This window comes from Amycolatopsis sp. cmx-4-61, assembly GCF_046548775.1.
In the GTDB taxonomy this organism is placed as follows: domain Bacteria; phylum Actinomycetota; class Actinomycetes; order Mycobacteriales; family Pseudonocardiaceae; genus Amycolatopsis.
In genome coordinates, this window is the sequence record NZ_JAEBEI010000040.1 from 1 (window position 1) to 19558 (window position 19558).

Here is a 19558-nt window from a genome sequence, read left to right on the forward strand (position 1 = left end):
GCCGTCGCTCACACGATCAACAACCGGCCCCGCAAGATCCTCGACTGGCGAACCCCGGCCGAAGTCTTCGCCGAGCAGCTACGCTCACTGCAACAACCCGGTGTTGCATCGACCGATTGAACTCGCCAGGCTTTCCACACTCATACTCGTCATCGCTCGATGGTCAAGCCCGCTTCGAGTCGATGCAAGAGACTCCCTCGTCAACCAGCCTGTTGCTGCCCGAAGGTGTGCCCCTAAGCGATGAGCATCGCCTCGCCGATCACGACCCGTCCCGCTGGACCGCCGGCGCCACTTCCGCGCCGCGGATCGCACCGCAGCTCCGGAGCTGGTCGATTCGTGGGCGTGCCGCACGGCCGACACCACAGGTCGGCGGTCGGCCTGCGCCGCGAACCCGAGGTTGATTTCGTCGAAGGTCCCGTTCCCGTCGCTCTGGACGCGCAGGTTCGACGGATGACGTCGACGTCGACCCACCCGGTCGCCTTGGAGATCCCGCGACGCGACGCCGTCAACTCGCCGCCACCGAGCCCCGAAGTCCGGTCAACGAGACCCGTCGCCGGAACGCGAGGCGCTGAGTCCAGGCGACACGCAATCGCCACCGGCGGCGCCCGCGCGGGAAGCGCCGCTCGCCGCGACGGGCAGGTCGCGGCGAGTCCACAGCGGACGACTCAGAGTCACTTGTTCGGTTGAAGCAGGCAATTGGCGGCTCCGCTTCCATGGACTACCGGGACGGTGCACGGGAACGTGCCCGAAAGGGTCTGGCGCGGGCGCGGTGGCGAGTCCACTCTACTTCCCGATGGGCGACGTCGATCCCAGGCCGTTCACTGTGGAAGACGGGAAGCGCTATGTCGAGTCCCATCTGAAGGACACCTGGGCGGTCGTGGCGGAGGGGCCGGAGAACGTGTGGACCCCGGTCGGCTACGCCGGCATGTTCGTGCGAAGCAGGCACCGGGTGGGGATCTTCCGGATCGCGATCGGCAGCCTTAGGGAGCAGCGCGCCGAAGCCGAGCGCGTCGGCTTGACGGCCGGTGCGCTGGTGGCGAAGAAGGCGATTGCTGACATCCGGGAAACCATCCGCGAGTTCGATCATCACAGGGTCGTCGACCACGTCGCCGCGGCCCAAGGGTACCGGTTGTGCACCAACGGCGACCCAATGAGGAACCTTCGTCGCGCGTGCACGAGTCATGATTACGGCACGAGAAAGGGAGCGTGCCATGCCAAGATGGGTAGACGACCTTTGCGAGCGCGCCTTGGCCGGCGTGGAACTGGTGCACGAGGCGGTGGCAGGGCGTGACGAGCAGGTGACCCGCTATCAATACAAGCAGGAAACACCTGTCGAGTTCAAAAACCTGGTTGGCTTCCTCAGGGTGAATGATCCGTGCGACTCGCTCACAGAACTATTGGAGAAGCCCGGTGACAGCGCTGTGGTGCAAGCGTTTCACGGATACGTGCAACACGACCGTGACCAGTCGACGACCTGGAAGCTCATGGCACTCGAAGTGTGCCATTCCGTCGTGCATCGCGATCCCGACGCGGCCCGAGCGGCACTGGCCGAGATGAAAACACAGACGCCCGAGATTTACCGGTGGGTGCTCGAAAGCAGCCGCAAGACCGTGGCGGCGACACTTCAGGACGTGCTGAGCAGGTTTGGCGCCGGGCAGAACCTCGACGGGGACCAGGTCAAGGCTTCGCTCAGTGACCTCCGGGAGCGCGAGGACGACGCGGCATATAAATTAGTGGAAGAGGCGGCCGGCCCGGAGACGATGGAACTGGCGGAGTGGTCGCTGCTGAACGGCCCGGACGACCCCCCTCTTGACCGCACACCGCAGGCATTCCTCAGCCATGCCGACACGATTTTTCGGCCCGTGCTGGAACAGCTCCTGCACGCCTGGACGGCCGAGTGGAGCGCCTTCCGGGCTTGGGCCGGGTGGATGCCCACACAGGGGAAAATGCCGATCCACACCAAGCTCAAGTACCTTGCTCCCCCGGCGGCGCGACAAGCGGTCAAGAAGCACAATGAGGACCTGTCGACAGCAAGAACACGGGCGCAAGAGGGCGCCTCGGCGCATATCACCTGGGTCGTGACGGACAACTCGGGGGCCAAGAGAGCCGTCCGACGCACGGCCCGGGCGGCCGGCGACAAAGGCCCCAGCTCCCGAGAAGTGCCCGTGAACAAGGAAAAGGTGCGGGTGTGGTCAGCGCGGGCATTGAAGTCGGCGCCTGACACTCGCCGCATGGCGTTCTACCAGCTCAGGGACATCGTTTTGATCCCCGGGGACAACGGCGGGACCGAGCTTAAGGAACTCGATATGATCCGGATGTACGGCACGGCGGGCGAACTACAGGTCATCAAAGCGAAGCACCCCAAGGATCCCGGCAAGATCAGGTACAAGGGAGCATACGACCAAGCCGCGTTCGTTAATGCTCTCAGGCGAATCACGAAGAAGAATCTGGTGCCCGTCGAAGCTTTTTCGGATGAAGTTCTTCCCTTCGGAACCTATTTAGAGAAAGAAATTCAAGACATGACCCACGGGGTCGCTGCCGCAAATAAACAAGATCCCTGACCGCGAACGGGCTGCGCGCCGTGGTCGCTGATCCGGCTCTCCGATGATGAGCGCCCGAGGTGGGCTGGGGACACCCGCTCGCAGCTGAACGCCGACAGGCACAACCCGAGGTGACCTGGTTGCCGTCCGGCCGTCGGGCGGCGGATTGAGGTGCGTCGATAGCGTCGGTGCCTGTCGTCGGCGTGGTCGCGCTCGCCGCTCCCGCAGACAGGCGCGACCTCCGGCGCGACGTCCCATCGTAGAGTGCAGGCGAGCACCGAAGGGCGACGCGCACAGAGTCCCTGGTCGGCGACGCAGAGTCGCAGGTGGCCGGCTGGCCGACGCTCTCCCGGCCGTATTTGGACAGTTCGGGTCTCGGCTTGCTGCTGGGAGGCTCAAGCGACCGCTGCCTGCCATAACCGCGGGTTTGACTGCAAGCTCACCGGCGGTCCCGACGGCGACGGCGCCCGCGCCGCCGGCAACGAGGTGACGTCGATGTCGACCCACCCGGTCGCGTCGGAGATCCCGCGCCGCGACACCGTCGACTTCGCCGCGGGAAGCTCCGAAGACCGTCAACGGCATTCGCCGCCAGGGCGCGAGGCACTGAGTCCACGCGTCACCGAAGTCGCCACCGACGGCAGGTCGCGGCGAGTCCACAGCGGACGACTCAGAGTCACTTGTTCGGTTGAAGCAGGCAATTGGCGGCTCCGCTTCCATGGACTACCGGGACGGTGCAGGGGAACGTGCCCGAAGGGGTCTGGCGCGGGCGCGGTGGCGAGTCCACACTGCGCACTATTGTCGATGACCAGTCCGGCTTGCTGTCGCGACGACCGACCATCGAGGTGGATGATGACGATGATCGACCACGACGAGCCAGCCGCGTCGGCGCGTGGAGCACTCTTCGACTTCGACCTCAGCCCGAACGGGAGAACCGGGGCTGAAAGACGCCCGAGGATGCGTTCGAGGGCGACCGGGCTGGCGCCGCTCGACGCGGGGTGTGCCCCGTTGCTCACATCATGGCTGAACGACAGTGATGTCTACTTCCCGATGGGCGACGTCGATCCGAGGCCGTTCACCGTGGAAGACGGGAAGCGCTATGTCGAGTCCCATCTGAAGGACACCTGGGCGGTCGTGGCGGAGGGGCCGGAGAACGTGTGGACCCCGGTCGGCTACGCCGGCATGTTCGTGCGAAGCAGGCACCGGGTCGGGATCTTCCGGATCGCGATCGGCAACCCTGCGGCCCGTGGGCAAGGCCACGGCTACCGAGCGACCCGGCTTATGCTGAAGTGGGCGTTCGATGAGCTCGACCTGCATTGCGTACACCTCAGCGTGTCGGCGGCCAACACTCGGGCGGTCGCCCTGTACAAGAAAGTCGGCTTCGTCGAGTGCGGCCGCTACCGGGAAAGCCGCTGGGAAGACGGCGTCCGGCATGACGAGATCGTGATGGAAGTCCTGCGCGGCAGCGTCCGCCCATGAACCCCCGACGTCCGATCCGGGTCACGGCCAACTACTGCCTCTGGCGTCTCGGCGTTCGCCACGTGCTGCCCAACCACTACGTCCGCCGCGTGCCCGTGCGGGAATGCGGCGAGCCGCTCGTCGACCTCGCCGGCTGCTCGGTGGATCTGGACGGGCGGCTGGGGGTGGACCTGCGTGTCCGAATGTCGGTCGCCGAGGCCCTCGAGCGGGCGAACGGGTCGCTCCCGGCCGGGTGGCGGCTTGTCGTGGTCGAGGCCTTCCGCAGCCGGGCCCGGCAGCAGGAGCTCTGGGAGCGAGCTCGCCGCGAGACTGTCGCCGGCCATCCGACGGCTGCACCAGCCGAGATCGACCGGTTGACCGGACTCGTGGTCGCGAATCCGAACACCGGCGTCGCCAACGGCCACCAGACAGGCGGGGCCGTCGATCTGACCCTCGCCGACGACACCGGCGAACTGTGGATGGGTACCGAGGTGCAGCAGTTCACGCCCGTCACGGCCACGAGAGCGGCGGTAGCCGGCGATGTCCGCCACCGGCGCGCCGTACTGGTCGCCGCAATGACAGCCGCCGGCTTCGTCAACTACCCGGCGGAGTGGTGGCATTTCAGCCTGGGTGATCAATTGTGGGCGGCTTACCGTCGAAAGCGCTACGGGCGGTATGGCGAGGTGACTCACGGCGACGGGCCTGCCGGGTTCTGACGCATGCTCGTGGCAGCGGTTGATCCGGGTGGCTCGCGGTGGTGATCACCGACCGAAGTTCTGGGTCCAGTAGATGCCGTAGCTGCCGCCGCGCGCCATCCCGACGCCCAAGGCCTTGAGGCCGCAATTGAGGATGTTCGCGCGGTGCCCGGGGGAGGCCATCCACCCTTTCACCACGTCATCCGCAGTACGCTGACCGGCCGCGATGTTCTCGGCGCCGGGCGTGGGGTAGCCGGCGGCCTTCTCGCGGGCGACGAAGTCCCGGCCGTCGAGCGATGTGTGGCTGAAGTAGTTGTGATCAGCCATGTCGGAGCTGTGCTCGCGTGCGGAATTGCCGAGCCGCCGGTCGGCGGCCAGTGGCGGGCATCCGTGGGCCGCACGCTCGCCGTTCGTGAGTTCGAAGACTTTGTTTTCGGCGGTGGCGTCGGTGGCGTCGGAGGCGTCGGAGGGGGGTGGCTGTGGTTGTTTGGGCACCGGTGCGGGTTTGACCGGAGCCGCCGTCGTCGTCGTGCCAGTGGTCGGCGGGGGTGTCGTCGGTTCGGTCGTCGTCGGGTCGGAAAAGGAGCTGGTCGGCGCGGTCGTCATGGTGGAGGTCCCGGTCGCCGTGGGGAGCGCGTAGCCGGTCTCTTCCGTGTCTTCGCGCATGATGAAGTACAAACCGACCAGCCCGGCGACGACAACGACGGCGACCACTGCGCTGATTCTGCGGAGCACCGAAACCTCATCTGCATTCGACGGCATTGGGGTGCGGCGACCGCGCACGGTCGTAAGCCGTTCAGGTCGCGGTCGCCGCACCGAATGTGGAACGCGACCGAACAGGGGAGAACCCGCCGTCGGCGCCGATCCGCGATGAACTTTAGCCAAGGCCGTCGAATTGTCAACACCGGATTTTTTTAAGGCAGATTTAATGGGTGGATCAGGTGGAGCAAAGGATCAACAGAGGAGACTCTCGCGCGCCAGGCCCGCCCTTGCGCCATGGGATATCGCTTCAACCGAGGTAGACTTGACTATCAAGTCCGACGGCACATACGAGATCACTTATAGTTGATTATTGAATTCCCGAGTCCGCGATATAGTCCAGTCAGGCGTCGTCGGCATGGCCTTTCGCGCTAAATGACAATCGGTCCCGAGCGCGCGCCCCAGGTGATTCCCCTGGCCGGATCCGAACCTGCGACACGGTTTGGCGATGTGCTCTCGCGCCGTCAGTGATCCGTGAGGCAGGCGACGCTGACCGGGCGGTGAACAGTCGGAGGACGAACGTGGACGTGCCCGCCGGTCCAACCGAACGCGGACGAATCCGATGTCTCCGTGAGGACGGGTGGCCATGGCCGCGGTCGGCGTCGCGCAGCTTCACGGTGGGCGCGTTGGCATCGGTTCACCCAGCGGGCCAGGCCGCGATCCGCTCGTGGCGATCGGGGCCGTATGCGGGCAGGTCCGGAGGCGGCACGACCGCGGCTTCACGCCTCCAGCAACGTAGGCACCCGCAGCTGCACCCGGGTACCGCCCAGTGGGCCCCGGTCGACGACCAACGAACCACCCGCCGACTCCGCCGCGCGGCGTGCGATGTCCAGCCCCAGACCGGTCGACCCCGCGCTGCTGCTGCCCCGCCGAAGCGCCGCTTCGAGGTCCGGGATTCCCGGTCCCCCGTCCTCGATGACGATCACCACCTGATCGGGCATGTGATAAAGCGCGACGACGAACTCCACCCCCTCCGGAGTGTGGCGGAACACGTTGCCGAGCACCACGTCCATCGCCGCCGCCAGGTCACTGCGGGTCAACGGGACGATCGCCGTGCGCTCGGTGCCGCGCAGTGTCCACCGACGCAGCTGGTCATCGGCCAGCGCCGACCAGAACACCAGTCGATCGTGCACCACCTGGGCGGCGTCACACCGGTCTCCCTCGGGGTGGTCCAGTTCGCGCCGCGCCGCGCGGATCAGCTCGGTCACTTCGCGCTCCAACACGTTCACGGCGCGGCGGACGCGAGTGGCGCTGGTGTCGGCACCGAGCGCCTCGGAGTCCAGTCGCAGTGCGGTCAGCGGCGTGCGCAAGCGGTGCGACAGGTCGGCCAGCACCTCCCGTTCGCTCGCCATGAGCTGACCGATCCGATCCGCCATCCGGTTGAACGCGCCCCCCGCCTCGGCGAGCTCCGGCGGCCCGGAGGGCGTCACCCGCGCGGCGAGGTCGCCTTCCTCCATTCGCCGCGCGCCGTCTGCCAGCGCGCCGGCCGCCCGTACCACGCGCGCCCCCAACCGATCGGCCACCAGGACCGAGACCAGCACCAGCGAGATCGCCACCCCACTGAGCGCCAGCCACGCCGGCGCCACGCCGCGGGACAGTTCGCCGTCCGGCACGAATACTTCGACCACGGCGACGCGTCCCCGATCCAGCAAAACCGGTTGCAGGTGCACACGGCCATCCGGCAGGGACGCCGTAAACGCCCGTCGCTGTTGTTGCGCCGCCTTCAGCTGGTCCGCCGTGGCCCTGGGATCGCCCACCACCGAGCCGTCCGCCAGGTGCACCGCGACGCGTCCACTCGTGCTCGCGAGCGCCTGCTCCACCACCGCCGGATCGGCCGTGATCGCCAGCACGGGTGTCACCGCGGTCGCCTGCCGCTCCGCGTCGGTCATCGCGCGATCGTCGGCGAGCTGACGCACGACCAACGCGAGCGGGATCAGGAACGCCAGCGCGACCATCGACGTGACGGCCAGCGACACCAGCGCGAGAGACTTTCTCACCCGGCCGCCACGAGTTTGAACCCCACGCCCCGCACCGTGTGCAGATACCGTGGCTGGGCGGCCCGCTCTCCCAGCTTGCGCCGCAGCCAAGACAGGTGGACGTCCAACGTCTGGTCGTCGTGGCGGCCCGGCATGTTCCACAGGTTCGCGAGCAACTCCGCGCGGGCGACCACCTTGCCCTCACGCGCGGCGAGATAGGCGAGCAGATCGAACTCCTTGCGGGTCAGGTTCAACTCGCGCGAACCCAGCCGCGCCTCACGGCGGTCGAGGTCGATCGTCAACTCGCCGATCCGCAACGGCTCCGACGTGTCGTCCTTGCGCGTTCTGCGCAGCACCGCCGACAGCCGGGCCGCCAGGTGCTCGCTGGAGAACGGCTTGACCAGGTAGTCGTCCGCGCCCGCGTTGAGCAGCCGGATGATCTCCGCCTCGTCGTCCCGGGCCGTTGCCACGATGACCGGCACGTCGCACAGGCCGCGCATCATCCGCAGCGCGTCTGCGCCGTCGACGTCCGGCAGGCCCAGGTCCAGCACGACGAGATCGAAGGCGGCGCCACTGATCTCCCGTAGCGCCTGCATCGCCGTGCCGACCGGCTGGACGGCGTGTCCCAAGCCGGCCAGGGCCCGCGCGACCGCCGAGCGCACTACCGGGTCGTCCTCGACCAGCAGAACCGAAACCATGGACGAACCGTAACGCTGTGGGCGTGTCGACGGGGACACCGGCCGCCGCGCCCGGCCGGTTCATCGGACGATGGTGCGGTCCGCGCCCGTGGCACTCGGCGGGATCGCGTTGACCCGGCTGCCGCGCACCGCCGCGACCGCGGCGGAGGTCGAGACGTTGACGACGCGCACCATCGCCGCGAACGAGTAGATGCCTGCTCCGGTCCTCACGATGTCGACCGGGCCGGCCTCGCGCGAGGCCGGCTGCCGCGCGCGTCGGCGTGGCCGGTCCGGTGGCGATGAAGCGCGCGGTGCCGCCGTCGCCTCGACCTCGGCGGCGATCTTCGCGCCGCGCCCGGGTGCTGACCGTGCACGCTGACCATCACGCCCTCTCGGACAAACGATCAACGGAAAAGTTCCTCTGCCCGGGTTGAAGATGCGGATTGGTTCGTCGTGCGTTGAATAACTTGCTGATCGCCGCTGGGACGGCAATTGGCCCCTTACGGAGTCAGCGTCCGGCCGCGGGAGCCGCGCCGGTAGCATGACCGCCATGCCGAAGGCCCTGCGGTATCTGGCGGCGTGGTCCGCCTCGACCGCCGTAGCGGTCGCTCTGTCCTGGCTGGGCATCCGCTTCGTGCTCGACGCGGGCGCGCCCGATCGACCGCGTCTGGTGGCGGCTCCGACCCAGCAGCCGACCGTGGTCGCGACCACGATCTCTGCGCCGGCGACCACCATCACCACTACGCCCCCGCCGACGGTCGACGTCACGACCAGCTCCCCGGCTGCCACGACGAAACCCGCCTCGACGGCCCAGGCCCAGCCGCCCGGCAACGGCACCTGGAGCACCCAGAACGGCGAACGGGTCTACACCCGCAGCGTCAGCCTTCAGGGCGGTGTGGCCACGGTGAGGTTCACGACGAGCGGCGTCGACCCCATCTCCGCCACCCCGCGGCCGGGATTCGCGGCCGGTTTCCAGCGACCTGCGGCCAAGACCCTGGTTGTCGACTTCACCAGCTCCGGCCACCGGTCGAGGCTGGAGGCGTCGTGGGTGAGCGGCCCGCAGTGGCGAGTCATCGAATGCGGCTGACGCCGCCCTTCCCCATCGGGCAAGCATTCGGTCCTTGATCCGTCGGTCCGCCCCCACCGACGTAGCAGGCCTTAACTTGGCGTGAGACGTCGGAGATACAGAGGAGCGCCATGCCGGTCACGAAGCAGGGAGGGGGCTTTTACGCCGCCGACGAACTGGTCGAGGAGCTGCGTAAGGAAAAGAGAGTGCAAGCCAGGGTCCGCGCCAACGAGATCACGGTGGAGGATTTGCAGCGACTCGCGACGCGGATGATCAACGACCGGACGGTGTACGCCTTCTCCAACGTGTACCACGCCGCGTTGAAACTCATGCCGGCTGCAGCGCAACCCCCACCGCCTTCCGCCGCCTCGCTGTTTCAGCCGAACCTCGACACGCGCGCGCCCGGGGTCGAATGCATGATGCCCGGACAGCCGCGGTGGAACTACATCCCGGCAAGCTTCACCGCGAAGGAGCACCCGGACGAGGTAAACGTACACCCGGATCAGACGATCGGGTTCTCCTTCAAGCTGCTGTTCAGGGTCGCCCCCGACGCCGGCACCTATCAGGTCGGCTGCACGCAGACGGCGTTGGCCGTCCAGCGGACGTGCGAGCTGCGCCCCGATGTGCTGAAGCCCGCCAGGGCGGCATTGATCACGATCCAGCTCAGCGGCCCCGCTAACGACCGCAGCCCATCCGCCACCGCGCCGTGGTTCGCCGATGGTCAGACATTTGGTCCGCAAACATTGCCGCCCGGACAGGTGGTGGAGGCCACCCCCGCGCTCCTCGACCGGCCCGGATACGACTTCAAGAAGTCCGAGATCAGCCGGCAAACCGGGATCCCCAACTTGGTGCTCCACGAAATCGGCGGCACTGACTCGTTCTGTACCTGGGTGATTCTCAGAGAAGTGAACACCGGAGTGATCTACCCCCTCTACTACGCGCTGTGGTCCATCACCTACAAGGACAAGAGCGGCGTCGTTTCACTGGACGACCAAGGCTGGCACTCCGGCCCCGCCAGGCCCGTGTTCGACGGGCAGAGGGCGGTCGACGCACATCGATTGGACATCACCTCCGTCGTGCTGTGACAGGACAACCCAGGACCGGCCGGGCCACCACCCTGCCCCGCCTCCGGCAACCATTTCGGGCCGGGACACTCCGGCGAACCGCACCACGACGACCTCTGTCGAAGTACTCCGAGGTGTGCGAGTTCCCGATGAAGCGCTGAGTTGCCTGATATCCCTTTAGGGAACGATCGGCAGCGTGAAGCCCAAAAACATTGCGGAACGCGTAGAGTAGATCCATGTCTCAGACAAGCGCGATCGACGAAACAAGGCCGAGCATCGCTCGGGTCTACGATTATGCGCTCGGAGGCACGACGAACTTCGAAGTCGACCGGGCCGTGTTCGACAAGATCATCGCCGTCGACCCCCACATGCCGACCGTGGCCCGACTGCACCGCGACTGGTCACGGAAAGTCACCCGCTGGCTGGTCGAGTCGGCGGGAATCGACCAGTTCCTGGACTGTGGGTCGGGCCTGCCGACCATGGACAACACCCATGAGGTGGCACAGCGGTACAACCCTGACGCGCTGGTCGTCTACGTCGACAACGATCCGGCCGTCATCGCCCACGGTCGCGCGTTGCTGGAGGCGAACGAGCGGGCCGTCTTCGTTGACGCGGACCTGCGCCGGCCGGAGGAATTGTTCGCGCATGACAGCGTCCGGGGGACTCTCGACTTGGACCGGCCGATCGGCGTCATCCACGGTGCGACCATCCACCACATCAGCGACCTGGAAGATCAGCAGTCGGTGATCCGTCGCTATGTCGAACTCCTGCCCGCAGGGTCGTACGTCGCACTGACACACGTGCACAGTCCGCGTGACGGGAGCGAACTGGACAGAATGACGGCCGGCATCGAAGAGGCATATCGAGCCGTCAACGCGACAACACGCTTCAAGACGCGTAGCGAGATTGCCACGCCCTTCGACGGTCTGGAGTTCGTCGAGCCGGGCTTGGTGCCGCTGCACCAGTGGTGGCCGGGTGGGCCGCTGACCGGCAAGGAGCCGACGATCTACGGCATGATCATCGGCGGTGTCGCGCGCAAGCCCAACAGGTGAGTTTACCCTCCGGCCTGCCGACCTGCGCCTGATTGATCATCAGTTTTTCGGTGCGGATGCGTAGTCGGCGGGCGAATCGGTGGGATGGCCTCGATCAGAGGACGCAGCTGGGGCACGTCGTTGCGGTGCCCGCCGGTGAGGGGATCCGGCCGCGCGGGATCGGGCAGTTCCCCGACTCGCCGCAGCACCGTGCTGCGGCACGACGCGATCCCGAGTGCCGCACACAACCGAGCGCCCGCTCGGCCGGCCAAGGCAAGCCCGATGGTGGCCACGGCCGACCGCAACGTTCCGAATAGCGGCTGTGCCGGCGCGTCAGGCCTGGAACCTGCTCTGCGAAAGTCCTACACGGACAGTGCTGCGCCCCGCTGACCAACGCCGTACCCGCACCGTGAGTACGGTGCGACGCCCGGCCGTGGGCAGATCGTGCACCGACCGCGTGTAGTTCCCGTGCACCCGAGCCGACCACGTTCCGCAGGCCGGGCACTGCGCTCCGCTTCTGAACTTGATTGGGTGAGGTCGGGGCTGTTCGCCTGACACGGCCAATGTGCCTCCGGTAGCCCTGGGGCATGAGGTACGTGCAGGGCGGCGGGTTGACCGATGCCGGGAGGGCCGCGCGGGAGCGGATTCGGCTGCAGGTCGTGGAACGCTTCGAGGGCGGGGGAGAAGAACCGGGAGATCGTCGGCGCGCTGCGGGTCAGCGAGCGGTCAGCCTCGATTCGTCAGTGGCGAGCGGTCGCAGACCTGCTCGACGGGCTGCCCATAACGTCCCCTCGTCGTTCGGGGCGGGCCGTCGCATGTCGCTGCCAAGACGCCGGGTTCCCCCGGATCGGACCTGCGGTTCCCTCTTGGTCGTCGGAGTCGGGGGCGGCCGTCAGGTGGCGGCCGGCAGTTCGGTGATCCGCTGCCAGGCCAGGATGAACGCGTGGGTGAAGCTCCCTTGAGGCCGGGTAGTGGATCGGTGCCCGGCCGGGACTCCGCCGCCTCGACCAATGGCCCGGCACAGAAGCCGGTAGAGGACCAGGAGGGCCCACATCTCCTGCTCGGCGCCGACCGGGGCGCCCAAGCGCAAGACGCGTCCGTCGAGGACGTGTGGCGCAGTGCGTAGTAGGCGCTCTCGTGTTCCCAGCGCTCGTGGTAGAGGCGCACGAGACGGTCGCGGGGTAGCGGCGGGCGTCCAGCAGGGTGGTCACCAGCCGATAGGAGCCGGCAGAGTCGGTGCCGTCCGAGCAGGCGGTGCTGATCCGGGCCTCGATGACGCGCACCGGGACGCCGCCGATGGCCGACAGAAACGAGGGAGTCACTGAGGGCCTTGCCGATCGGCGGGCGGCGGCGCCGGTCCGGCGTCGAAGAGCGCGCAGACCCTTGGCGGTCGGTGCCGGGTGCAGGTCGTCGAGGGCGGCGGTCATCTTGGCCCACACCAGTATCCGACCTCCGGGAACAGGCACATCGCGAGAAGGAAGTCCACCCGGGCCCGCGAGAGCAGGTCCCGCAGCCTCCGCTGGACCGCGCGGGTCTCCTCCAGGACGGCATCTACCAGCTCGAAGGGCGGCAAGGGGTCAGGCCCGGCAGCGAAACGTCCTGCGGCCGGGGTGATTTCCCGCGTGAGGGTGGCCAGGGCAGGCGGCGAGGCAGAATGGACAGACAACGCGGCTCCACGGGCAGGGCGTCTTGGCCGACACCTGCTCCACCGGGGCCGCGTTGCTTGCGTTCCGCGCACTGCGGTGTACCTCGACCCTCGCCTTGCACCCCGGCCGAAATCCTTGACTACCGGCCTTGGGGGAACTTCACACCTTCCGCTGCACCCTCATCCAGACCGGCACCGAGTCCTACCGCCACCAGGCCACCTAAGACGCGCTCTTCCCGACACGGCAACGACACCCGCGACGCTCGGACAGATCGTTGTCTTGACAACAGTTGTCTTGGCATTCAGACTGGAAGAGTGACAGCACCCAGCAGCGGCCTGCGTGACCACCTCGGATACTGGCTACGCCGGCTCTCCGACGAGGTCCACGCTCGCTTCGAGAAACAGCTGGCCGAGCACGGTGTGACCGTCGCCCAGTGGGCAGTCCTCATCACCGTCTACCGCGGCGACGCCACCACCACACGCGAGGTGGCCCGCTACATCGACATCGACGTCGGCGCGGTCTCCCGTCTGGTCGACCGGCTCATCGCCAAAGGCCTGATGTCCCGCGAGCCCGACCCCGCCTCCCGACGCACGTTGCGGCTGGCCCTCACCGACGCCGGACGCGACCTCACGCCGCACCTCGTCGAGATCGCCGACCGCAACGACGCCCACTTCTTCGCCCACCTCGACTCCGGCCGGCGCCTCCAACTGGAGGAATGGATCCGCCACCTGGTCGGCGACACCCACCCCGAATCCCCCGCACCCAGGAAGACGGCATCGTGAACACCACCCCCGCCACTGTCCGCTCGGTCACGAAGACCGTCAGCATCCAGCGCTCCGTCGCCGAGGTTTTCGCGTTCCTCGTCAACCCCGCCAACTGGCCCGCCTGGGCCGTCGTCAACGTCAAGGCCATCGAGCCCACCGATGACCCCGACTGGTGGCTGATGACCACCCCGCACGGCCCCGCCCGCCTGCGCATCCGCGGCAACGCCGAGCTTGGCCTCCTCGACCACGACTACGTTGAGGACCAGGCCGCATGGCAGGTCCCCGCCCGCGTCGTCCCCAACGCCACCGGCGCCGAATTCATGATGACCTTCTTCCAGCCCCCGGCGTTCACCGACGCCTTCTTCGACGAGCAGATCGCCCTGCTCGACACTGAACTCGCCACCCTCAAGCGCATCCTGGAAACCGGCGCGTGACCCTGCCCCACGCCCGACTCGCCGAGGCGGCCGACCAGCTCACCCAGCAGCTCGCCCGCCTCGGCAGCCCCAAACGCGCCGCTTGGGACCGCAACTACCTCCACAGCGACCTCACCCACCTCGGCATCGCCATCCCTGACCTGCGCCGAACCGTCACCGCCGCCCGCCGCGCACTGCCCTCACTCACCCGCCCCGACATCCTGACCCTGGCCGGCATCCCCTGGTCCGACGACGTCTACGAACACCGCCAAGCCGCCGCCCATCTCCTTACCCAGCACACACGCCTGCTCACCCCCGCCGACCTGCAGATCATCGAAGCAATGCTCCGCACCGCCCACACCTGGGCCCTCGTGGACACCATCGCCGTCCACGCAGCTGGCGTGATCGCGCTTCGGCACCCCGACGACACCGGACCGGTCCTCGACCGGTGGGCCACCGACCACGACATGTGGCTCCGCCGCTCCGCCCTCCTCACCCTCCTGCGCGGCATCCGCGCCGGCAACCCGGACCTGAACCGCCTGGACCACTACGCCGACGCCATGCTGGACGAGCGCGGGTTCTTCATCCGCAAAGCCATCGGCTGGACACTGCGCGAGACCTCCCGGCGCAACGACCGATTCGTGACCGCCTGGATCGAAGACAGACTCGACCGCACCTCAGGCGTCACCCTGCGCGAAGCCGTCCGGCATCTCCCGGCACAGGACGCGAACCGGCTCACAGCCGCCCACCGAACAGCCCGACAGGCACGGCCCTCGGCGCGCCCCTGAACACGCAGGAGGCAGTGGCCCCGCCGTCCTGCCCGGCGGCCGCACGTCCTGGCGACACCCCCACAAGCCATACGCCTGCACCGGGCCGAGCTCACCGCGCAGCCTCTGCGCCTCCACGTACATCGTCTCCCACCGGGGCCGCACCACCAGGTGCCGCACCGCCCGTACAGCTCCAGCGCCCCGATGCGCACGATCCGCTCGTGCACCGCCTCCGCGGCGACCACCGGGATGTCCCCGACCTCGTCCACCAGCAGCCCCTTGCCGGCCGGACGATCGTTTCACCCCGGACAATCCTCGACGACCAGCGTCGCGATTGCCTCGGTGTCCGAAGCGTCGAACGTGAACCGGACGAACCCCGGCACAGTCCTCGCCACCTCGAGCCACCGTTCCGATGCGGTCCTGGGCTCGTCGTCGACCGGGCGTTTCCACGCGAAGCACATCACGAGCCCCGTCATGATCGCGACGCTCCAGCAACTCAGGCCAGGACCCGATCTGATAAGCAAAGTGACCAAACCGCATAACTTGGGCCAGAGCCGAGGGTGACCGCAAGCGGGTGTCGTTCGCGTCGGTGATCAGGTGGTGTTTGGCGCCGGGTTTGCGACGGTCGGCCGGACTCGGCCTGCCATGGGCCCCTTCGAGAGCGCGCAAGTAGGTGAAGCCCACCAGCGCGGCCGAGAGATCCAGCAGCCGGGTAGCACGCAGTCCGGCCGGCAGTAGCTGTTGCAGCTGCTGTCACACGCCGGCTTCGTGCCACTCGGTCAGCCGCCGCGAGCGAGTCGCACCCGTGGCACTGAACGATGCCGTCGGCGGCCGGTTTCCTCCGATGCCGGGGCGCGCCGTATACGGGGCACCGTCCTCACGCATACGGCGATTCTGGAACGCCTGGTATCAGCGGCGAAGGCGACACGCCGACTCATTCCGAACTGACCTCTTGGTGAGGCAGGCGGATCACTGGCCCGTGGCGTATTCCCTCGAGCACTTCGCCGACACGGCGTGGTGCCCTTATTGCTACCCGAAGGGCTCTTCGAATCCGGACCGCGAACGCCGACAATCCGTGTCGGCGCCGGCTACGTGGCGTGGCATATCACTTCGGGAGAGTGACGAGCCGCACAGGTGGCGTGCGTGCCGAATCGAAGCCCGGCGGGAGAGGCGAGGTCGGGAGACCGTCGACGTGCCTCACCGGCCGCGAGGCTTCCCACGACAATCGAGTGAGGGCGTGAAGGTTTGAAAAGGCCGCATGATTTCTTGGCAGACGGAACTCAGGAGGTCTATGCCGAAGGTGAAGAGGGCGTCCGCCTGTCGGCCGATGATGGCCCGTCCGAGGAAGTGCAGTACGCCAATCTGACCGAGTTCCTGCGCGCGTACCCGCAAAGTGCCGGCGATGCCGATGTGCTGGCCGGCCTGATGCGGGGGACTGGGTGGCCGGCGGCGGCCCTGTGGCCCGAGTTGTGGAGCCTCAAACGGCAGGGCGTCCTGAGTGTGGACGTGATCGTGGGGATGATCGGGCGGCTGTGGGGCCCGCTGCCGGATTTGGCCAGGGTGGCGGCAGTGGGTGATCCGGACGAGGTCGGCGTGCGACTGGTCGCGACGTTTCCCGCAGTGTGGCCGAGTTTGGCTCGGTGGGCACAGGCCGATGCGGCCAGCGCCGCACGGATCGGCAGGATCGTGGCCCAGCTGGCCGAGACGTACCCGGCCGCTGTGGGGCAAGTGGTGGCCGCAATGGCGATCCACCCCCAGGGCATGCTGCAGGTCCTCGACAAAGCGGGTCTACGGCAGCACCCCAAGCTGCCGGAAGTGCTGGTCGCCGCCATCGGCGCCGCGCCCGTCGCGGACCTGGGCCCGGCATTGACCGCTTGGGCGGCAGCCGACACCGGGGTGCTCGAGGCGATCGGCCACGCCCTGGTCGCGACGGGGGACTGGCGGAAGGGTGCGGAAATCCTGCTGCTGTTCGCCTCAGGCCTGCCGGTCCAGGCGTGCACCGCACTCTGGCTCGCGATGTGGAACAGGGCTCAAGCGCCGGCGCTGGGCATGACGGCGATCGCCGGACAGACCCAACCGGACTGGTCGGGACGGATGTTGGTCGAAGCGATGGGCGCCGGAGTGGCACCTGATGCTTTGATCGCCGGAATCCTCCACTTCAACCCCGAGGCGGTCCCGGCAGCCGTCAGGGTGGTGCTGGCACTTGCCGGCAGTCCAGAGCGGGTGGCCGCGCTGATCTCGGAACCCTTGGAGGCGGCGCCTCACCTGGGTGCTGCGGTGATCGCCGCGGTGGAGCACGCGCCCGCGGCCATGGCGCCCGCCATCGTCGCTCTGCTCGCCGCGGGACGGCGAGAATCGGCGGCCGCGATTCTGTCCCGGGTCACGCCGCCGCAAGCCGCAACAGTACTGTCGTCGGCCAAATGGCAGTCGGGCTACTTCGCGCGACTGTTGCCGCGGCTCCGAGCGCACAACCCGGAGGCCTTCGCCCAACTCGTCGCCGGCCTCACGCCCACATCGCTGGCCACGGCAGGGCTGGTGCTGGCCGAGGGCGCTCAATGGCCACAAATCGCCAAGCTCGCGTCCGATCTGGGGATTGATACCGGCGGCGCGCTGCTGGTCGCGTCGATCGCCGCCCACGACCCGATGGGCGGAGCGAGCATCCTCGTGGCACTGTCCGGCGCGACCGGCCCGGACTCGGCCCGGCAGCTGCTGGTCGCCGCGTACCAGCGGTTCGCCGCGGAGATGCAGGCCGTCGCCGACGCCATGGCCGCCAGCGGCGACACACCCGCGCGGGCACTGTTGGTCACCACATTGTCGGCCATGGCGCCGGACCTCGCGTGCACCTTGTTCCTCGGCATACTCAGCAATGCCACCGGCCGAGCCGCCGGTGACGGCGCGGCGGTCGACGCGGCGGCGGAGTTGCTGGCCGCGATCCACGAAACCGATCTTCCCGGCGCGTGCCGCCTTCTCCGGGACACTTTCCACGGCAGGCCCGAGCACGGCCGACGTCTGTGCGTCGGAATGATCGAGCGAGGCGACGTCATGACCGGCGCCCTCGCCACCATCGCCCGCACCGACGAGACGATCGCCGCGCGCATCGTCAGCGCTTTGGTGTACGACGATCCCGAGGGCCGTCTCTTTCAGCGGCTGTACGCCGCATGCGACACGATTCTCGCCCCCGCCGTCCTTGATGCCCTCGCCCTCGATATCGACAGCCTCGCCAAGCTGCTCGCAGTCCTCGATTCCGGTGACCAAGCGACTCTTGTGCTCACGATCATGACCGGGCTGCCCCGGGAACTCGCGGCCGACGTCCTCGTGCAGCCCGCGCTGGAACGGCGGGTGGCGGCCACCGGGGGCAGGCTTCTCGATGACCTCCTGGCGCACAACGGCGAAGTCGCCGAGCAGATCCTCGGTTCGGCGATCTCGAGGAGTCCTGCCCATGCGAAGTTCCTCATTTCGTGGCTAATGGCCGCCGGGGACGCCAGCAGGTGGGCGATGCTGTTGCACATCCTCACACCCCAGATCCTCGCCGGCGTTCTGCCCCACCTCACCGCCAAGACGCTCGGCCCGATCATCGATCGGCTGAAGAAGATTGACGACGGACTGATCGTCGAGGCGCTTGCCATCGCAGAGACCAATGGGTTCGCGTACGCCGCCGCGAGGATAATCACCGGACTGCAATCGGCCGAAGCGGCAGGATTCCTGGTTCGGCTTCCCGAGACCTCGGCGAGGGGGATCCTGGTGGAGCTGGGATACGGCCGGGTCGTCCACAACGAGAACTTTCTCACCCAGCTGGGCAACGCCAATCCGGGGCTGCTCGCCTTCATCATCCCGCAAACGTCCGCCGAGAAGGCGGCGACCGTGATGTGCATGCTGCGTGCCGAGTCCTTGCAGGCACTACCTCGCGACGTCGTCACCGAGACTGTGCGCAAGCTCGGCGGGTACAGCCGGCAGAGGCTGGTCCGCACGATCGAGTCCGCCGGGCTCCCGGAGCTGGCGGACCACCTGCGCACCATTCGATGAGGGGACCACGGGTGGTCCTGCGCTCGTCGCGGATTACTGACCCGCGACGGCGCGGGCGACGCAACCTCGCCTGAGAAGACGCATCGTGAACGCCCTCGACCGGGCCCGGACGGTGCCACTCGCCGCCGCGTCGCACCGATGTGCGGCCGGACGGCCTGGTGGGGACTGTCCCTGAAACGGTTTGCGCTGGGCGGCGCTGTGATCTGAGAAAGGTCTCCCATCTCAACTCAGACCACAGCGCCTCACGACGCAAACCGTTACAGGCCCGAGTGCACAGCCCGGGGGGTGCCTGGCCATGGGCGCGGGTGCCGCCGCCGCCACGTCGACGCACGGAAAGTGGCAGCGCGGCTGACCCAGCTCGACCGACAGAGAAGCACCTGGCGTGGGCAACCATGAAGCTGCCGAGGCGAATTGGTGTGATCGGACGCCGGCTCGTGCAACAGCGCACCCGCCGGCGAGTCAAGAAGGTCTTCTTAGAGCGTGTCTTACGTGGTGATCGACCGCTGGTGAGCGATGATCTTGGTTGTGGTTGACCGGTTGTCGTTGCGGTTGGTGCGGATGAGTTGTGGGAGTTGGCGGAGCCGTTGATCCCGGTGTTCGAGTCGCGTCCGCAGGGTGGTGGCACTGCTCCGCTGGACGCTCGTGCGGTGTTCACCGCGATCGTGTACGTGCTGACCAGCGG

19 protein-coding genes and 2 pseudogenes are annotated in these 19558 nt (G+C 67.8%); 12 read left to right on the forward strand and 9 right to left on the reverse strand.

The features are described from left to right. Window positions 1-793 precede the first annotated feature (793 nt). The 4 genes from ACLJOU_RS46365 to ACLJOU_RS46380 all read left to right on the forward strand — a co-directional run bounded on the left by ACLJOU_RS46365 (window position 794) and on the right by ACLJOU_RS46380 (window position 4711). Window positions 794-1291 carry a hypothetical protein gene (locus ACLJOU_RS46365; protein ID WP_410575686.1) on the forward strand — a complete coding sequence of 166 codons (498 nt, stop codon included), beginning with the start codon at window positions 794-796 and terminating at the stop codon, window positions 1289-1291. Continuing rightward, the gene (locus ACLJOU_RS46370) at window positions 1257-2561 is read left to right on the forward strand and encodes a hypothetical protein (protein ID WP_410575687.1); all 1305 of its coding nucleotides are present in this window, start codon (window positions 1257-1259) and stop codon (window positions 2559-2561) included. The genes ACLJOU_RS46365 and ACLJOU_RS46370 overlap by 35 nt, the downstream gene beginning before the upstream one ends. 825 nt (window positions 2562-3386) lie before the next feature. Beyond that, window positions 3387-4016: a GNAT family N-acetyltransferase gene (locus tag ACLJOU_RS46375; protein WP_410575688.1), complete on the forward strand. Its 630-nt coding sequence runs from the start codon at window positions 3387-3389 to the stop codon at window positions 4014-4016. Beyond that, complete coding sequence (locus ACLJOU_RS46380; RefSeq protein WP_410575689.1) at window positions 4013-4711, forward strand: M15 family metallopeptidase; 699 nt, start codon at window positions 4013-4015, stop codon at window positions 4709-4711. The genes ACLJOU_RS46375 and ACLJOU_RS46380 overlap by 4 nt, the downstream gene beginning before the upstream one ends. A 45-nt stretch (window positions 4712-4756) precedes the next feature. On the opposite strand, the gene ACLJOU_RS46385 is transcribed toward ACLJOU_RS46380, so the two are convergent. From ACLJOU_RS46385 to ACLJOU_RS46400, 4 genes are all read right to left on the reverse strand, one after another. After that, a complete protein-coding gene (locus ACLJOU_RS46385) occupies window positions 4757-5404 on the reverse strand; it encodes a CAP domain-containing protein (RefSeq protein WP_410575690.1) in 648 nt (215 codons plus the stop codon). 764 nt (window positions 5405-6168) lie between these two features. Next, window positions 6169-7425 (reverse strand): ATP-binding protein, encoded by a 1257-nt coding sequence (locus tag ACLJOU_RS46390; protein WP_410575691.1) that lies wholly within the window; start codon window positions 7423-7425, stop codon window positions 6169-6171. A 17-nt stretch (window positions 7426-7442) separates the two neighbouring features. Beyond that, window positions 7443-8123: a response regulator transcription factor gene (locus ACLJOU_RS46395; protein ID WP_410575692.1), complete on the reverse strand. Its 681-nt coding sequence runs from the start codon at window positions 8121-8123 to the stop codon at window positions 7443-7445. A 60-nt stretch (window positions 8124-8183) separates the two neighbouring features. Next, window positions 8184-8333, reverse strand: coding sequence for a hypothetical protein (locus ACLJOU_RS46400; RefSeq protein ID WP_410575693.1), 150 nt, complete (start codon window positions 8331-8333; stop codon window positions 8184-8186). Between the two features lie 319 nt (window positions 8334-8652). Here ACLJOU_RS46400 and ACLJOU_RS46405 point away from each other — a divergent pair, with 319 nt between their 5' ends. From ACLJOU_RS46405 to ACLJOU_RS46415, 3 genes are all read left to right on the forward strand, one after another. Next, window positions 8653-9189: a hypothetical protein gene (locus tag ACLJOU_RS46405; RefSeq protein WP_410575694.1), complete on the forward strand. Its 537-nt coding sequence runs from the start codon at window positions 8653-8655 to the stop codon at window positions 9187-9189. A 110-nt stretch (window positions 9190-9299) separates the two neighbouring features. Next, window positions 9300-10253: a hypothetical protein gene (locus ACLJOU_RS46410; protein WP_410575695.1), complete on the forward strand. Its 954-nt coding sequence runs from the start codon at window positions 9300-9302 to the stop codon at window positions 10251-10253. A gap of 215 nt (window positions 10254-10468) precedes the next feature. Next, a complete protein-coding gene (locus tag ACLJOU_RS46415; RefSeq protein WP_410575696.1) occupies window positions 10469-11284 on the forward strand; it encodes an SAM-dependent methyltransferase in 816 nt (271 codons plus the stop codon). A 44-nt stretch (window positions 11285-11328) separates the two neighbouring features. On the opposite strand, the pseudogene ACLJOU_RS46420 reads toward ACLJOU_RS46415, so the two are convergent. The 4 genes and pseudogenes from ACLJOU_RS46420 to ACLJOU_RS46435 form a co-directional block, all read right to left on the reverse strand. After that, window positions 11329-11424, reverse strand: a pseudogene (locus ACLJOU_RS46420) (IS5/IS1182 family transposase); the annotation flags it as partial. 172 nt (window positions 11425-11596) lie between these two features. Then, entirely contained in the window at window positions 11597-11821 is a 225-nt protein-coding gene (locus ACLJOU_RS46425; protein WP_410575697.1) for a transposase family protein, read from the reverse strand. Window positions 11822-12155: 334 nt separating this feature from the next. Then, the gene (locus ACLJOU_RS46430) at window positions 12156-12353 is read right to left on the reverse strand and encodes a hypothetical protein (protein ID WP_410575698.1); all 198 of its coding nucleotides are present in this window, start codon (window positions 12351-12353) and stop codon (window positions 12156-12158) included. Window positions 12354-12686: 333 nt separating this feature from the next. Then, window positions 12687-13001, reverse strand: a complete 315-nt coding sequence (locus ACLJOU_RS46435) for a transposase domain-containing protein (protein ID WP_410575699.1) — start codon at window positions 12999-13001, stop codon at window positions 12687-12689. Between the two features lie 222 nt (window positions 13002-13223). Between ACLJOU_RS46435 and ACLJOU_RS46440 the strand changes: the two genes are divergently transcribed. From ACLJOU_RS46440 to ACLJOU_RS46450, 3 genes are read left to right on the forward strand one after another with little or no spacing between them, the layout of a single operon-like run. Continuing rightward, window positions 13224-13691 (forward strand): MarR family winged helix-turn-helix transcriptional regulator, encoded by a 468-nt coding sequence (locus ACLJOU_RS46440; RefSeq protein ID WP_410575700.1) that lies wholly within the window; start codon window positions 13224-13226, stop codon window positions 13689-13691. After that, window positions 13688-14107 (forward strand): hypothetical protein, encoded by a 420-nt coding sequence (locus tag ACLJOU_RS46445; protein ID WP_410575701.1) that lies wholly within the window; start codon window positions 13688-13690, stop codon window positions 14105-14107. The genes ACLJOU_RS46440 and ACLJOU_RS46445 overlap by 4 nt, the downstream gene beginning before the upstream one ends. Then, on the forward strand, window positions 14104-14874 hold the full coding sequence (locus ACLJOU_RS46450) for a DNA alkylation repair protein (protein WP_410575702.1): 771 nt from the start codon (window positions 14104-14106) through the stop codon (window positions 14872-14874). The genes ACLJOU_RS46445 and ACLJOU_RS46450 overlap by 4 nt, the downstream gene beginning before the upstream one ends. A 278-nt stretch (window positions 14875-15152) precedes the next feature. On the opposite strand, the gene ACLJOU_RS46455 is transcribed toward ACLJOU_RS46450, so the two are convergent. After that, window positions 15153-15329, reverse strand: coding sequence for a hypothetical protein (locus ACLJOU_RS46455; RefSeq protein ID WP_410575703.1), 177 nt, complete (start codon window positions 15327-15329; stop codon window positions 15153-15155). A gap of 790 nt (window positions 15330-16119) precedes the next feature. Here ACLJOU_RS46455 and ACLJOU_RS46460 point away from each other — a divergent pair. After that, on the forward strand, window positions 16120-18876 hold the full coding sequence (locus ACLJOU_RS46460; RefSeq protein ID WP_410575704.1) for a hypothetical protein: 2757 nt from the start codon (window positions 16120-16122) through the stop codon (window positions 18874-18876). 525 nt (window positions 18877-19401) lie between these two features. After that, window positions 19402-19558: pseudogene (locus ACLJOU_RS46465) on the forward strand (transposase); the annotation flags it as partial.